This is a genomic window from Streptomyces sp. NPDC059455 (genome assembly GCF_042750115.1).
GTDB classification, from domain to species: Bacteria; Actinomycetota; Actinomycetes; order Streptomycetales; family Streptomycetaceae; genus Streptomyces; species Streptomyces endocoffeicus.
On sequence record NZ_JBHYVB010000239.1, the window covers coordinates 1 to 15,674 of the forward strand.

A 15,674-nucleotide genomic window follows, 5' to 3' on the forward strand; every position below is an offset into this window, starting at 1 on the left:
GATGTCGCCCTGCGGGGGGCCCGGGAGGACGTGCGTGCCGGCCACCGGGTGGACGGCCAGCCATGGCATTGAGGCCACCGACAGCCGGCCCGACAGCACGACCGCGCCGCTTCCGGCGATCGTGGTCACCGCGCCCAGCAGCGGATACCGCGTCGGCAATAGCCCCAGCCCGGCGGCGTCGCCACTCGAGCCGGACCCGCGCTCCAGCCAGTACCGGTCCCGTTGGAACGGGTAGGTCGGCAGGTCCACCCGCCGGCCCTCCCCGACCACCGCGGCCCAGTCCACCTGGGCACCCCCGATGTGGAGCTCGCGTGCCGAGGCGAGCAGCGCCGCCACGTCGTCGTGGTCGCGCCGCAGCGTCCCGGTGACCACCGCCTCCGGGCAGCTCTCCCGTACGCTCGCGGTGAGCACCGGATGCGGGCTGACCTCGACGAACACATCAAAACCAGCCTCGGAAAGGCGGCCGACCGCATCGTCGAACCACACCGTCTGGCGTAGGTTCCGGTACCAGTAGCCGGTGTCCATCGACGCGGTGTCGATCCAGTCCCGCTCCACGGTGGAGAACAGCGGCACCCGCGACGTCATCGGCTGGACGCCGGTCAGCGTTCGGGCCAGCTCCTCCTCGATCCGCTCCACCTGTGCCGAGTGGGACGCGTAGTCCACCGCGACTCGCCGGGCGCGGTCCTCGGTGGCCAGCAGCTCCTCCAGCGCGGCGACCTGACCGGACACCACCACTGCCTCCGGCCCGTTCACCACCGCGACCGACAGCCGGCCCTCCCACTGGCTCAGCAGGTCCTCCACGTATGCCACCGACCGCTGGACGACGACCATGCCGCCCTCACCGGCCAGCGCGGTCAGCGCCCTGCTGCGCAGTGCGACCACCCGGGCCGCGTCCCGCAACGACAGGCCGCCCGCCACGTGTGCGGCGGCGATCTCGCCCTGTGAGTGCCCCACCACGGCCGCGGGCTCCACGCCGTAGGACCGCCACACGTCGGCCAGCGCCACCATCACCGTGAACAGCACCGGCTGGACCACGTCCACCCGGTCCAGGTCCGGCGTCCCCGGCTCGCCGGCCAGCACGGCCGCGGCCGACCAGTCCACGAACTCGGCCAGCGCGCGGTCGGTGCGCAGCACGCTGTCGCGGAATACGGCGGAGCTCTCCCACAGCCGACGGCCCATACCGATCCACTGCGAACCCTGGCCGGGGAAGACGAAGACCACCTTCGATGCCCGACCGGACCCGCAGGTCAACGCGTCGAGTTCGGCGGCGAAGTCCTCCCGTGTCGCGCCGATCATGACCGCCCGGCAGGGCAGCGCCCCGCGACCGTGCAGCAGCGAGTAGGCCACGTCCGTTACGGACCCCTCGTCCCGCGTCACCAACCGCCGCGCCAGCTCCCGCAGGGCGGGTTCGGTGTGTGCGGAGAGTATCCAGGGCACCGGTCCTGCCGAGGGTGCCTCCGGGGTGTCGGGTTCTGGTGTGGTGGGGGCCTGTTCGAGGATGACGTGCGCGTTGGTGCCGCTGACGCCGAAGGAGGAGACGGCCGCGCGTCGGGGGTGCTGGGCGGTGGTGGGCCAGTCGCGGGATTCCGTGAGGAGCTCGACGGTGCCGGTGGTCCAGTCGACTTCGGGGGTCGGCTCGTCGATGTGCAGGGTCTTGGGCATCATGCCGTGGCGCATGGCCATGACGGTTTTGATGATGCCGGCCACTCCGGCGGCGGCTTGGGTGTGGCCGATGTTGGACTTCAGCGATCCGAGCCGCACGGGTTGATCACGGTTCTGCCCGTAGGTGGCGATCAGGGCCTGGGCTTCGATCGGGTCGCCGAGTTTGGTGCCGGTGCCATGCGCCTCGATGAGGTCGATGTCGGTCGCCGTCAGTTGGGCGTTGGTGAGTGCGTCGCGGATGACGCGTTGTTGGGAGGGGCCGTTGGGGGCGGTGAGGCCGTTGGAGGCGCCGTCCTGGTTGACGGCGGTGCCACGTACCACCCCCAGCACCGGATGCCCGAGCCGCTGGGCGTCGGACAGCCGCTCGACCAGCAGCAGGCCGGCGCCTTCGGACCAGGCGGCGCCGTCGGCGGTGGCGGCGAAGGATTTGCAGCGTCCGTCGGGGGAGAGGCCGCGTTGGCGGCTGAATTCGATGTAGGAGGAGGGGGAGGCCATGACGGTGACGCCGCCGGCGACGGCGAGGGTGCACTCGCCGGCGCGCAGTGCCTGGACGGCCAGGTGCAGGGCGACCAGGGAGGAGGAGCAGGCGGTGTCGACCGACACGGCCGGGCCCTCGAACCCGAATGTGTAGGACACCCGGCCCGACACCACGCTCCCCGAGCCACCACTGCTCAGATAGCCCTCCAGCTCCGGCGGCACGGTGCGCAGGCGCGAGATGTAGTCGTGGTACATGACGCCGGCGAAGACGCCGGTGCGGCTGCCGCGGAGTGAGGTGGGGTCGATGCCCGCGCGTTCCAGCACCTCCCAGGTGGTCTCCAGCAACAGCCGCTGCTGTGGGTCCATGGCCACTGCCTCGCGTGGCGAGATGCCGAACAGGGCGGCGTCGAAGTCGCCGGCGTCGTGGAGGAAGCCGCCTTCGCGGACGTAGGAGGTGCCGGGGTGGTCCGGGTCGGGGTCGTAGAGGTGTTCCAGGTCCCAGCCACGATCGGTCGGGAAGCCGGAGATGCCGTCGCCGCCTGAGGACAGCAGTTCCCACAGTTCCTCGGGTGAGGTCACGCCACCCGGCAGTCGGCAGGCCATCCCGACGATCGCGATCGGCTCACCGGATGGAGCGGCGGGGTCCGCCGGCTCCGTGTCGGGGCCCGCCGCGGATATGTCGCCGAACAGACGGCCGCCGAGGTAGGCCGCCAGGGCGTCGGGGTTGGGGTAGTCGAAGGCGAGTGTGGCGGGTAGCGCCAGACCAGTCGCCGCCGTCAGTCGGCCGCGCAGTTCCACGGCGCTGGTGGACGTCATGCCGATGTCGCGGAACGACTGTCGGCCGTGTACCGGCCGACCGCCGGTGATCACGCCCACCTCGGACAGCACCAGGTCGAGCAGGGCACGGTCGCGCTCCGCCTCGGGGAGCCGGGCCAGCCGTTCGGCGGCGCCGGTGTCGACAGCCGATGCGGCCAGTTCGTGCCGTATCGCCAGAACCGACGCGTCGTCCACCGTGGTCGCCGCGTCGAACAGGGCGAGCCTCTCCCGAGACGTCAGCTCCTCGCGTGGCCCCCAGCCGAGGGCCAGCGCGGGCAGCCCCCCGGCGCGCCGGCGGTTGGCCACCGTCTGGAAGACCGCGTGTGCCGGGCCGTTGTCGATCGGTGCGGAGAGCACGAACAGTGTCGGGGGCGCTTCCCGGGTGAGCTCGTCCAGGGCCAGCGCGTCCTGGAGCGGGCCGAGTTCGACCTCGCCGGCGAGCGTGGTCGGCAGCGTCTCCGGACCGGCCACTTGCAGCACGGCCGTGACCGGCGGCCCGGCCGTCTGGAACGCCTCCGCCAGCGATGCCCGGTCGCCGGGCGCGCGGACCGTCTGAGTCACGGACGCACCCAGCTCGGTCAGGCGCGCGACCAACTCCGGTACGGCCGTGCGGGCGAGCAGCCGCACATGCCGTACGCCGTGCGCGGCGACCAGATGCCCGGCGAGCTCGGCGGCCTGCTCCTGGTCCGCGCCGGAGACCAGCACGGTGCCGTCCGGGTCCGGCCGACTCACCCGCTGCCCGCTCCCCGCCCGTGCCAGCCGGGGGACCCGCACCTCGCCGCCGCGCACCAGCGCCCGTGGCTGCCCGGACGCCAGGACGGCCGACAGCGCGGCGGTCGCCTCGCCGCCGTCGGCGTCCACCAGCACCAGCGCGTCGTGCGGCGCGTCCCCCCGCATCGACTCCACCAGCCCCCAGGCCGCGGCCTGCGCCGGGTCGTGGCCCACGCCGTGGGTCAGCACCGCCACCCGGCCGCCGGACTGGTCGGCCAGCCCGGCCCGCACCGCGCGCAGCACCTCGCCGAGGGAGCCGCGCGGGCAGTCCACGACCGCCGACCCGGGCGCTTCGGGGTCCGCCGTCGCCACGCTGCCACCGGCCCGGTGCGCGGACGTCGCCTGGTCGCCGTCGACTGGCCCGGCCTCAGTCGCCGGTGCCGGCGCTGTCCACTCCACGCGGAACAGCGACTCGAACGACCCGGAGCTCACCGCCCGCAGCCGGGCCGGGCTCTGCGCCAGCGCGTGCCGCTTGATCTTCCCGGACCCGGTGCGCGGTACGGAACCGATTTCGTACAGCTCCTCCGGCACCTTGAAGTACGCCAGGTGCTCGCGGCAGGCGGCGAACACCTCGTCCGGGTCGAAGCCGTCCGCGGCCGGCACGAGGAACGCGACCGGCACCTCGCCGAGGGCGGGGTGGGCCGAGCCGACGACCGCCGCGTCGGCCACGCCCGGCACTCGCAGCAGCACCTGCTCAACCTCGGTCGGGTGGATGTTCTCCCCGCTGCGGATGATCAGCTCGCTGAGCCGCCCGGTGATGGTGTGGTAGCCGAGGTCGTCTCGGCGGCCGAGGTCGCCGGTGCGGTACCAGCCGCGGGGCAGCGCCGCCTCGGTCGCCTCCGGCTGGTTGTAGTAGCCGACCATCAGGCTGGGCCCGCCGACCCAGATCTCGCCCTCCTCGCCGGTCTCGACACTCTCGTGGGTCTCCGGGTCGACGATCCGTACGGTCAGGCCGGGCACCGGCAGTCCGCAGGAGCCCTCGACCTGGGTCCCGTTCGGCCAGTTGGCGGTGATCAGGCCGCAGGTCTCGGTGCTGCCGTAGCAGTCGAGCAGCGGGACGCCGAAGGTCTCCTGGAACTCGGCGCGCAGCGTCGCGGTGCTGATCGCGCCGGCCGACAGGCACACCCGCAGGTTCGGCAGCGACAGGTCGCCGTCCCGGGCGGCGTCCAGCAAGTAGTGGTACATGGTCGGCACACCGGCCAGGAAGGTGAACTCCTCGGCGCGCAGTGTGTGCAGCAGTTCCTCGGCGTCGAACGCCTCGGTGATCCGCGCGGTCGCGCCGACCGCGGTCACGCTGAGCACGCAGTAGATGTGCGCCAGGCTGTGGAACAGCGGCACCGGCCACAGCACCCGGTCGGTCTCGGAGAGCCCCAGCACACCGGCGGACGAGGCGGCCACCGACCACAGGCAGCTGCGCTGGGTGGACAGCACGCCCTTGGGCCGACCGGTGGTGCCGGAGGTGTAGAGCATCCAGGCGATGTCGTCCAGCCCGAGGTCGTCGCGGGCGGGCTGCTGCGGTTCGGTCTCGGCGAGCGCGTCGAACGGCACCGCGCCGCTTTCCTCGTCGCCGGTCACCACCACGGTCAGATGCGGCCGTTCCGCCTGGAGCCGGCGCACCTGGGGCAGCCGGGTGTGGTCGGTGACGATGACCCGGGCCGCGCTGTCGTCGAGCAGGTAGGCGAGCTCGGCGGTGGAGGAGTGCGGGTTGATGGGCACGCCGATCGCGCTGGCGCGCGCGATGGCCAGATAGCTCTCGATGGTCTCGACGCAGTTGCCCAGGTAGATGGCGGCCCGGTCGCCGGGCAGCAGCCGCAGCTGGGCGAGGTGTCCGGCCAGTCGACGGGTGCGCCCCTCCAACTGGGCGTAGTTGACGCCACGCCTCGAGTCGGCGAACGCGGTCTGGGTTCCCCTGCGGGCCGCGTGCGCTTTCAGCAGCTCGGGCAACGGCCGGATCAGCTCGCGACGGAGCATGCCACCACACCTCTCGGTCGTACCGGTCGTCCCGGTCGGTCGGCGCTCCGCTGACGGTGCCCGCCGACCCGCGGACGTCAATCCCGGCTTATTCCAAAGGCCGTGTCCGTAAAAGCGGCCAGCAGGCGGCACATTAACCAAGTGGAAGCCCGTAACACCCCCCTAGCCGCCCCCTAGTGGTCACTATTTTTTTGTACTCACCGGTCGCCGCCGCGGCCCGGTCGGGGCGCAGTGTAGCTTTTTTGGCGGGCCGCAAGAACGGCTCCGGCGCATCGTTCCCGGGGCCACGAGAAAGCAACCCGAAGAGAGAACGCGGAGCCACATTGAACCCGTCATCGCTTGTCCTGAATGGGTTGACGTCGTACTTCGAAAACGGGCGCGCCAGGGGAGTACCCCCGGCCGGAAGAAAGATCCTCGGGGTCGTCAACTACGCGTCCGTGTGCGAATATCCGACCCTTGACCACGGCTATCCAGAACTCGAAATCAACATGGTAGCCCCGACCGCGGAGCCCTTCGCCGAGGTGTGGGTGACGGACGCCGAAGCGGAGCACGGCGAACGCGACGGAATCACCTACGCGCACGACGGCGAGTACTTCTTCTGCGCCGGTCGTGTACCACCCACCGGGCGGTACACGGAAGCCACCAGAGCGGCGTACGTCACCATGTTCGAGCTGCTGGAGGAATTCGGCTACTCCAGTGTGTTCCGCATGTGGAACTTCATCGGTGACATCAATCGCGACAACGCGGAGGGCATGGAGGTCTACCGCGACTTCTGCCGCGGCCGGGCCGAGGCGTTCGAGCAGTGCCGACTGGAGTTCGACCAGTTCCCGGCGGCCACCGGGATCGGCTCCCGGGGCGGCGGGATCGCCTTCTACCTGCTGGCCTGCCGGTCCGGCGGGCATGTGCACATCGAGAACCCCCGGCAGGTGCCGGCCTACCACTACCCGAAGCGGTACGGCCCGCGTGCGCCGCGCTTCGCCCGCGCCACCTACCTGCCCTCCAGAGCCGTGGACGGGGTCGGCGGCCAGGTCTTCGTGTCCGGCACCGCCAGCGTGCTCGGCCATGAGACGGCGCACGAGGGCGACCTGGTCAAGCAGTGCCGACTGGCGCTGGAGAACATCGAACTCGTCATCAGCGGCGGGAATCTGGCCGCGCACGGCATATCCGCCGGCCACGGGCTGACGGCGCTGCGCAATATCAAGGTGTATGTCCGCAGGTCCGAGGATATGCCCGCGGTGCGCGAGATCTGCCGGGAGGCGTTCTCACCGGACGCCGATATCGTGTACCTGACGGTGGACGTCTGCCGTTCCGATCTGCTGGTGGAGATCGAGGGCGTGGTCATGTAGGACGGTCGGGCGCGCCCCGCGCCCTCGGAATGCCGATCGGCGCCCCGGAATATGGCCCGGGGCGCCGTAATGTCCTGGTCCGGCCGTGGCACGGCAGGAGCGGGAATTCAGGCCGTGGCGGGGTCCAGCGTCACCTTGCGCAGCGTCTCCGCGGTCTGGCGGGCCGTCTCCAGCACGCCCGCGTCGGTCTCCGCGAGCAGTCCCTCGACCTCGGTGATGCGCTTGGCGGAACGCTCCGACAACACCACCGAGACGGTGTAGCGGAAACGGCCCTCGGGGTCCTGGTCGAGTTCGTTGATGACCGCGGTGAAACGCGGGTCGTCCATCACCTCGAAGTCGATGCGCCACTGGTCGCGGCGCGGCGTGACGCGTTCCCGCACGGTGTCCTTGCCGAAGAAGACCGCCTCCCGCAAGAAACCGTCGGGGTACCGCTCGACGATGCGGCACTCACTGATTTGCGCCACGTAGTCGACCGGGTATTCCGCCTTGCGGAGGAGGGTCTCCCACAGCGCGTCGTAGCTGATGCCGTCCTGGTTTTCAGTCGTGGAATCGTTGATCAGGGCGGAATGAGAAATGATGATGGCCACTTGTTCTCGCTCTCAGCGGGTGCGGCGCCCTACCCGGTGCGGCCGCACGGTCTTCGGCTGACGGCTCGGCAGCCGCGAGCGTAGAGCGGGCCCGGTCGTACCGGGAATTCGGAGTTTTCCAACGTCTGTCCATCGGGCGGTAATTATTTGTCCCACGCCACCCGGGTGACCGGCGTTTCCGCAGCTCAGCGCCATATTCTTTGCCTTGACCAAGATGAGCGGATGATGGGAATGTATGCCCCGTGCAACGTGCCCTGATCCGGAGGAACAGATGAGAGCGCCACGACTTAATCCGAAATTATCAGTCAGCGTGATGTTCACCGTCTCCATGTTCGTGCGCATGCTCGACATGACGATCGTGACTGTGGCACTGCCGGCGATCAGCCGGGACTACCACGTCGACACGGTCAGCGCCGGTGTTGTCGTGGTCAGTTACCTGTTGGGCCTGGTCATCGGCATCCCCGCGGCGAGCTGGTGCGGCGACCGGTGGGGCACCAAGCAGGTGTTCGTGCTGGGGCTGGTCGTCTTCACCGTCGCCTCCGTCGCATGCGGGGTGTCCCAGAACCTGTCGGCACTGATGATCTTCCGGCTCATCCAGGGCCTCAGCGGCGGCCTGTTCGGGCCGGTGGTGATGGCGATGCTGGTGCGCACCTTCCCGCCGGAGGAGCGGATCAAGGCCAGCCGGGTGATGACCATCCCGATCGCCGCCGCCCCGCTGATCGGATCGGTGCTCGGCGGGTTCATCGCCGACTCGCTCTCCTGGCGCTGGATCTTCTACATCAACCTGCCCATAGGCGTCGCCGCGACCCTGTTCGCCGTGTTCTTCCTGGACGACGACGGGGAACGGGCGCGCAACCCGTTCGACGTCCTCGGCTTCGTCTACTCGGCCGGCGGGCTCACCCTGCTCATGTACGGGCTGAACAAGAGCGTGACCGAGGGCTGGACCTCGGTGCTGGTGCTCGGCTGCGTCATCGGCGGCGTGGTGCTGCTGGGGCTACTGGTCCTCACCGAACTGCGGGCCGGTCACCCCCTGTTGGACCTGAGGGTCTTCGGCAACCACATCTTCCGGATCAGCTCCGGCATCATCTTGATGATCACCGCGTTCAACGCCGCGTACAACTTCGTGTTCCCGCTGCTGTACCAGGAGGCGTTCGGCCGCTCGGCCCTGCGCGTCGGCATCGACATCGGCCCCGCCGCCGTCGGGGCCATCGTCGGGGCACAGGTCGCGGTGAAGATGTACCACCGGCTCGGTCCGCGCAGACACCTGCTGGTGTCGCTGACCGCCTCGTTCGTGGGCCTGGCGCTGATGGCGTTGATCGACGGCGGCACCCAGCGGTGGCTGGTGTGGCTGATCATGCTTTACACCGGCGCGGTCAGCGCCATCGCCTACAACGCCGCGCAGACCACGTCGTTCGCCACCCTGACGCCGAACCAGGTCGGGGTCGCCTCCTCGCTGTTCAGCACGGCCACCCAGACCGGCGCCGCGCTCGGCGTCAGCCTGCTCAGCACCGTCCTGGCCGGCCTGGGCACCACCACCGACTCCGGTGCTCCGGACCTTTCCACGTACCAGCTGGGCTTCGTCATCACCAGCGGACTCGCGATCGTGGCGCTGCTGCTGACCCTGCGGGTCCGCGACAGCGAGGCGGCCGGCACGCTGGAGTCGAAGTCGGAGAAGGAGTCGGTCGCCGACGCGAATCCGACCCCCTAAACCCCCCTAGAAACGATTCCGGCCCCGCTGCGCCGCGGCGTGCTCTCCCACCATGGGGGCCATGGCGAACCAAGTGAGCACGTCCGCGGAGCTGCTGGACTACATCACCTCAGTCTCGCTGCGTGACGACGAGATCCTGCGCGGCCTCCGCGAGGAGACCGCCGGGCTGCCGGGCGGCACAACCCTCCCGGTGGCCGCGGAGGAGGGCCAGCTGCTGGCGCTGCTGGTCTCGCTCACGCAGGCGAGTACCGTCCTGGAGATCGGCACCTACACCGGGTACAGCACGCTGTGCATGGCCCGCGCGCTGCCGCTCGACGGCCGGATCGTGACATGTGACGTCACCGACAAGTGGCCGTCCGTCGGCCGCGAGTACTGGAAGCGCGCGGGCGTCGCCGACCGCATCGAGGTACGCGTCGGCCGGGCCACCGAGACCCTGGACGCCCTGCTGGCCGAGGTCGGCTTCGGTCCGGACTCCTTCGACCTGGTCTTCGTCGATGCCGACAAGGCGAGCTACCCGGCCTACTACGAGCAGGCGCTGCGGCTGGTGCGGCCGGGAGGTCTGGTGGTCATCGACAACACGCTGTTCTTCGGCCGGGTCGTGGACCCCGCCGCGCAGGATCCCGACACGGTCGCGGTGCGCGAGCTGAACGCCACGCTGTTCACCGACGACCGCGTCGAGCTGTCGCTGCTGCCGGTCGCCGACGGCATCACGCTGGTCCGCCGTACCACCGCCTGATCCACCGCACTACCCCCACCCCCTTGCCGGCACGCCCCGCCGCCCGGCCGCACCGCGCCGGCGGCCATGGCAGCCCGGCCCCCCGCCGCCCGACCGGCCCGCCGCCGGGCCGCGGCCCCACGGAAGTGAACGTTCGGGAGGACATGTGACGTCAGCAGCTCATGAGCCGCAGGACCGGGCGCTGGTGGTGCTCGGCGCCGGTGTGATGGGCGTCGGCATCACCACGCTGGCCCTCGCCCACGGAGTGCCGGTCACCCTGGTGGACACCGCGGAGAGCGTACTGCCGGTGGCCCGCGGCCGGATCCGGGAGGGCCTGCGGATGGCGCAGATGATGGGTGCGCTGCCGAAGGGCGTCACCACCGGCGAGCTGACCGAGGTCACCGCCCCGGCCGAGGTGGCCTGGGGGGCGGGCCCGGCCGCGGTGATCGAGGCCATCACCGAGGACGCCGACCTGAAGGCCAAGGTGCTGGCCGAGGTGGCCCCGGCGGTCACGCCCGGCACCCCACTGATCTCCAACACCTCCTCGATTCCGATCGACGAACTGGCGGGCGCGGTCGGCCGACCCGAGGACCTCCTCGGCACCCACTTCATGAACCCGTCGTACCTGATCCCGACCGTCGAGTTGATCCGCGGCCCGCGCACCGGCGAGGCCGCGCTGCGTGCCACCCGGGAGCTGCTGGACCGGCTGCGACGCAAGGTCATCGTGGTGAACGACGCCCCCGGGTTCGTCACCAGCCGGGTGCTGCACCCGATGATCAACGACGCGGCGCGGGTGGTGGAGGAGGGCACGGCCTCCATCGAGGACGTCGACGCCCTGATGCAGGGCTGTCTGGGGCACCCCACCGGACCACTGCGCACAGCCGATCTGATCGGTATCGACAACCTCGTCGACTCGCTGTGGGTGCTGTACCGGCGTACCGGTGACGAGGGCTGCCGACCGTGCGAACTGCTGCTGTCCAAGGTCCGCGACGGACACCACGGCCGTAAGAGCGGCCGCGGCTTCTACACCTACGAAAGGGCGATGTGATGGGTACCAGCACGGAGAACGCGTCCGTCGAACAGCAGCTGCTGTCCTTCCTCGAGGAGCGGACCAAGACCCCGTGGACGCCCGACCGCGACCTGTTCGCCGACGGAGGCCTGTCCTCGCTCTTCGCCATGGAGCTGGTCGTCCATCTGGAGTCGACCTTCGGCATCATGGTGGCCGGCCCGGACCTTCAGCTCACGAACTTCCGCACCGTCAACGCGATGGTCGCGATGGTCGACCGGTTGCGGCAGGCCGCCGGTGAATGACCGCGAGGCCTTGGTCAGTGAGCTGGTCGGGGACCGCGCCGACACCTGGGACCTGGCCGGCCTGATCCCCGCCGAGCTGCTGCGGAAGCTGGGCGAGGCCGGCCTGCTGTGTGGCGAGGTTCCCGAACAGTACGGCGGACTCGGGCTGAGCAGCCTGGACAACGGCCGGTTCACCGCACACGTGGGCAGCCTGTGCAGTTCGCTGCGGTCCGTCATGACCTCGCAGGGCATGGCCGCCTGGACCATCCAGCGGCTGGGCAGCGTCCAGCAGCGCGCCGACTACCTGCCGCGCCTGACCTCCGGCACGCTGGCCGCCGTCGGCTTCAGCGAGCCCCAGGCGGGCAGTGACCTGTCGGCGATCAGCACCGAGATCCGCCTTGATGGTGACGACGTAGTGGTGGACGGCCGCAAGGTCTGGGTCACCGCGGCGCACTACGCCGACCTGCTGGTCATCTTCGGCCGTTATGGCGACGGGGCCGCGGCGGTGCTGGTGCCCGCCGATGCCCCCGGTGTCGCCGTCGAGCGGGTAGCCGACCCGATGGGCTGCCGGGCCGCCGGGCACGCGGGCATCCGGCTCGACTCGGTGCGGCTGCCGCGCGGTCACGTCCTGGGCGGTGCCGGTGCGGCGCTGACCATGTTGGTCACCGCCGCGCTGTCGTACGGCCGGATGTCGGTGGCCTGGGGCTGCGTCGGCATCCTGCGGGCCTGCCTGGCGGCGGCCTCCCGCCACGCCAAGTCCCGTGAGCAGTTCGGTCGGCCGCTCGCGCAGCACCAGCTGATCGGCGGCCACCTGGCCGACCTGCTGGTGGCCGAGCAGACCGCCACCCGGGTGTGCGAGCACGCCAGCCACCGCTGGGACGAGGGGTCCCCGGACATGGTGACCGCCGCGGTGCTGGCCAAGCACGTCGGTGCCACCCAGGCGGCGGCCGCCGCGGCCACCGCCGTTCAGGTCCTCGCGTCTGCGGGCGCGTCGGACGGACACGTGGTGGCCCGCGCGTACCGGGACGCCAAGTTGATGGAGATCATCGAGGGCAGCAATGAAATGTGCCGGCTGATGTTGGCCCAGCACGCGCTGTCCGTCTCGGGCTGAGAGGAGAACACGGTGGACGGGCAGGTCACGATCGTCAAGTGTGTGGTGTGGGACCTCGACAACACGCTGTGGAAGGGGACGCTCCTGGAGGACGGCGAGGTCAGGCTCTTCGACGGACTGCGCGAGGTCATCGAGGAGCTGGACCACAGGGGCATCCTCCAGTCGATCGCCAGCAAGAACGACCACGACCACGCCTGGGCCAAGCTGGAGGCGCTGGGGGTGGCCGAGTACTTCCTGCTGCCCAGGATCGGCTGGGGGCCGAAGTCCGGCTCCGTCCGGGAGATCGCCGAACGGCTCAACTTCGCGCACGGCACCATCGCCTTCATCGACGACCAGCCCGCCGAACGGGCCGAGGTCACCTACCACCTCCCCGAAGTGCGGACCTACGACGCCGGGCGGGCGCTGGCCCTTCCCGACCTGCCGGAGTTCTCCCCGCCCGCCTCCACCGTGGATTCCCGCCGTCGCCGGGAGATGTACCGTGCCGGCTTCGAGCGGGACGCGGCGCGCACCGAGTACGCAGGGCCGGACGAGGACTTCCTGCGTTCACTGCGACTCGGCATGGCCATCGGCAAGGCCAGTGAGGAGGAGCTGACCCGGGTCGAGGAACTGACCCTGCGCACCAGCCAGATGAACGCCACCGGTGTGCACTACTCGGATGCCGCGCTCCGCGGTCTGCTCGCCGACCCGGCCCACGAGGTGCTGGTGGTCACCATGTCCGACCGGTTCGGCACGCACGGCGCGGTCGGCATCGTGTTGCTGGAGAAGCTGCCCGAGGTCTGGCACCTGAAGCTGCTGGCGACATCCTGCCGAGTGGTCAGCTGGGGCGCCGGCGCCACCATCCTGAACTGGCTGTGCGACCAGGCGGCCCGTGGTGGCGTGCACTTGGTCGCCGACTTCCGCCGCACCGACCGCAACCGGATGATGGAGATCGCCTACCGATTCGCCGGCTTCTCCGAGCAGGACTGCGCCTGCCGGTCCACCATCACCCACGCCCCGGAGATCGAGGGCACCCAACGCCTCCACCTGGAGCCGGCCCGGCAGCCTGCGTCGTCGACGGTGACGGTGACCGCCAAGAACATCGAGGGACCGGTGGCGAGGGCCTGACACCTGTGCCGATCGACAATACGGTGGGGTACTGAGAGCCGCGCCGATGCCTTTCGCTCTGGCGGCCTGGCGATACTCGCGAGCCAGATTCGGCCATCACCACCGTATGTCGAGGCGGGCTAACGCGTCGGGATCGTCGATCGGCGGGGGCAAGGGGTGCAGCGGTCTGGCGTTCGCGATGCCCTGCTGAGGACGACTTCGATCCCTGCGTCCTTGAGGACGGCATCGAAGAGGGCGGGGAACTTCCCGTCCCGGTCCCGGATCATGAGCCGTGCGCGGCAGCCGAGGTCTTCGAGGATGCGGATCGAGTGCAGGTCGCGGTGCCAACGCAGCACCGTGTCGGGGCGTACGAGCAGCCGTAATCTTCGCAGGGCGGGCAAAGGCAGCCGGTGCAACAGCGCCGCCAGGAACGCCCGATCCTGTGCCGCTCGAAAAGTCATCGCTGCATGGCATACGGCATATCTGTACTCATTGATGAGGCCGCCGAGGATTCGGGTGCGCAGGACTTTCGAAGGCCTCGCCGTGCTTGCCATCGCGGTCGCGTAACAAGCTCCCACACCGTCGAGGCAGCGATCCGATGCCCGAGTCGGGTCAGCTCCCCTTGGATCCGCCGGTGCCCCCACGTCGGATTCTCCCTCGCCAGCCGTATGACGAGCTTCTTGACGCTGCCGGGGTGGGTGGGCGTCCGGTGCCCCGGCGCGCGGTGTAGTCCCATTTCGTGGTGATGAACCTGCGGTGCCAGGCAAGCAGGGTGCTGGGGTGACAGGGAATACCTTGAGCCAGTGGCGCCGGGGCATCAGCCCGGAACAGGGCGGCGAACCAGAACCGGTCGGCGGGCTCATAGCGGGACCGGTCCGGTCAACTGGCGGCGCAGGACCGCGTTCTCGTGCCGCAGCACCAGCGGTTCCGGTGGGGCTCGGTTATCCATCGCTGCTGGTCAAACGCCCCACCCGGGGTGCTGAGAGCTGCGACCATGACGGGATGAGCGTGTCGCTGCTGTACCAGGTGACTCGACGCCTTCTCGCCGTCCCGACGGTGCTTCTGCAGCGGGACACCTCGAAGGAGGCCGAACTTCTCGTCCTGCGCCACGAAAACGCCGTGCTACGACGCCAGATACAAGGCCGAGTACGGTACGAACCCGCGGACCGCATGTGGTTCGCCTCCTTGTCCTCACTGATCCCCCGCCGCTGGGACTACTCCCGACGACGCCGCGGTCCCGGACGGCCGCCCACACAGACCGCCATCAAGAACCTCGTACTGCGCCTCACCCGTGAGAACAGCCGATGGGGCCATCGCCGGATCCAGGGCGAACTGGCCCGGCTCGGACACCCGATCGCCGCCTCTGCCGTCTGGCAGATCCTCCACACCGCAGGAATCGACCCCGCACCCCGCCGCACCGGCCCGACCTGGCGCGGGTTCCTCTCCGCACAGGCCACCAGCCTGATCGCCTGCGACTTCCTCCACATCGACACCATCAGCCTGCACCGCCTGTACGCCCTGGTCTTCCTCGAGCACCACACCCGGCGCCTGCACATCGCCGGCGTCACCGCACACCCCACCGCGGCCTGGACCACCCAGCAAGCCCGCAACCTCGCCACCGACCTGGGCATCCGCATGGACTCGCTCCGCTTCCTCATCCGAGACCGAGACAGCAAGTACACCGACGCCTTCGACGCCGTGTTCCAGGCCGAGGACATCGAAATCATCAAGACACCGGTCCGCGCACCGAAGGCCAACGCCCACTGCGAACGAGTGATCGGCACTCTCCGCCGAGAAGTCCTCGACCACATACTCATCCTTAGCGAAGCTCACGTGCGCCAGGCCCTGGCCACGTACCCAGAGGCACTACAACGCGCACCGCCCCCACCGGGCCCGATGCCAACTACTTCCCCAAGCTCACGGGCGACCACCTCCGGTCCTGGAGCCGACCAGCCGCAGAGTCCTGCGCACTCGCATCCTGGCGGCGGCGTGAACAACGAGTACAGATATGCCTCTTGACCAGGAGCGACGATTATTCGAGCCCCACAGGACTCTGTTGGTCGATGTGATGGTTCGCCTGAAATGACCTTCGGGTGTGGTGGACACTGCTCTGTTTTCTGGGGGCGAGGGGGAGATC

10 protein-coding genes and 1 pseudogene are annotated in these 15,674 nt (G+C 69.9%); 8 read left to right on the forward strand and 3 right to left on the reverse strand.

Translation table 11 applies throughout. From position 1 onward, the window contains the following. Window positions 1–5,697, reverse strand: a 5,697-nt coding sequence (locus ACFXB5_RS46435) for a beta-ketoacyl synthase N-terminal-like domain-containing protein (RefSeq protein WP_385220147.1), incomplete at its 3' end; no start/stop codon positions are given. Window positions 5,698–5,873: 176 nt separating this feature from the next. Between ACFXB5_RS46435 and ACFXB5_RS46440 the strand changes: the two genes are divergently transcribed. Then, window positions 5,874–7,043, forward strand: coding sequence for an FkbO/Hyg5 family chorismatase (locus ACFXB5_RS46440; protein WP_385220150.1), 1,170 nt, complete (start codon window positions 5,874–5,876; stop codon window positions 7,041–7,043). Window positions 7,044–7,150: 107 nt separating this feature from the next. On the opposite strand, the gene ACFXB5_RS46445 is transcribed toward ACFXB5_RS46440, so the two are convergent. Next, entirely contained in the window at window positions 7,151–7,630 is a 480-nt protein-coding gene (locus ACFXB5_RS46445) for an AtaL-like protein (RefSeq protein WP_385220153.1), read from the reverse strand. Window positions 7,631–7,943: 313 nt separating this feature from the next. On the opposite strand from ACFXB5_RS46445, the gene ACFXB5_RS46450 reads away from it, so the two are divergent. The 6 genes from ACFXB5_RS46450 (at window position 7,944) to ACFXB5_RS46475 (ending at window position 13,558) form a co-directional block, all read left to right on the forward strand. Then, the gene (locus ACFXB5_RS46450; RefSeq protein WP_385220156.1) at window positions 7,944–9,338 is read left to right on the forward strand and encodes a DHA2 family efflux MFS transporter permease subunit; all 1,395 of its coding nucleotides are present in this window, start codon (window positions 7,944–7,946) and stop codon (window positions 9,336–9,338) included. A 61-nt stretch (window positions 9,339–9,399) separates the two neighbouring features. Continuing rightward, window positions 9,400–10,074 carry an O-methyltransferase gene (locus ACFXB5_RS46455; RefSeq protein WP_385220158.1) on the forward strand — a complete coding sequence of 225 codons (675 nt, stop codon included), beginning with the start codon at window positions 9,400–9,402 and terminating at the stop codon, window positions 10,072–10,074. Between the two features lie 145 nt (window positions 10,075–10,219). After that, the gene (locus tag ACFXB5_RS46460; protein ID WP_385220161.1) at window positions 10,220–11,101 is read left to right on the forward strand and encodes a 3-hydroxyacyl-CoA dehydrogenase family protein; all 882 of its coding nucleotides are present in this window, start codon (window positions 10,220–10,222) and stop codon (window positions 11,099–11,101) included. After that, window positions 11,101–11,364 (forward strand): acyl carrier protein, encoded by a 264-nt coding sequence (locus tag ACFXB5_RS46465; RefSeq protein WP_385220164.1) that lies wholly within the window; start codon window positions 11,101–11,103, stop codon window positions 11,362–11,364. The genes ACFXB5_RS46460 and ACFXB5_RS46465 overlap by 1 nt, the downstream gene beginning before the upstream one ends. Then, window positions 11,357–12,454, forward strand: coding sequence for an acyl-CoA dehydrogenase family protein (locus tag ACFXB5_RS46470; protein WP_385220167.1), 1,098 nt, complete (start codon window positions 11,357–11,359; stop codon window positions 12,452–12,454). The genes ACFXB5_RS46465 and ACFXB5_RS46470 overlap by 8 nt, the downstream gene beginning before the upstream one ends. Before the next feature lie 12 nt (window positions 12,455–12,466). Further along, window positions 12,467–13,558 (forward strand): HAD-IIIC family phosphatase, encoded by a 1,092-nt coding sequence (locus ACFXB5_RS46475; protein ID WP_385220169.1) that lies wholly within the window; start codon window positions 12,467–12,469, stop codon window positions 13,556–13,558. 119 nt (window positions 13,559–13,677) lie between these two features. Here the strand turns inward: ACFXB5_RS46475 and ACFXB5_RS46480 are convergent, their stop codons facing one another. Then, window positions 13,678–13,998, reverse strand: coding sequence for a hypothetical protein (locus ACFXB5_RS46480; RefSeq protein ID WP_385220172.1), 321 nt, complete (start codon window positions 13,996–13,998; stop codon window positions 13,678–13,680). Window positions 13,999–14,539: 541 nt separating this feature from the next. Between ACFXB5_RS46480 and ACFXB5_RS46485 the strand changes: the two are divergent. Next, window positions 14,540–15,556, forward strand: a pseudogene (locus tag ACFXB5_RS46485) (integrase core domain-containing protein). Window positions 15,557–15,674 lie beyond the last annotated feature (118 nt).

Bases quoted from the DNA above. Each gene is read 5' to 3' on its own strand.
- ACFXB5_RS46450 (WP_385220156.1), top strand. From the start codon at position 7,944: ATGTTCACCGTCTCCATGTTCGTGCGCATGCTCGACATGACGATCGTG.
- ACFXB5_RS46455 (WP_385220158.1), top strand. From the start codon at position 9,400: ATGGCGAACCAAGTGAGCACGTCCGCGGAGCTGCTGGACTACATCACC.
- ACFXB5_RS46465 (WP_385220164.1), top strand. From the start codon at position 11,101: ATGGGTACCAGCACGGAGAACGCGTCCGTCGAACAGCAGCTGCTGTCC.
- ACFXB5_RS46480 (WP_385220172.1), bottom strand. From the start codon at position 13,998: ATGACTTTTCGAGCGGCACAGGATCGGGCGTTCCTGGCGGCGCTGTTG.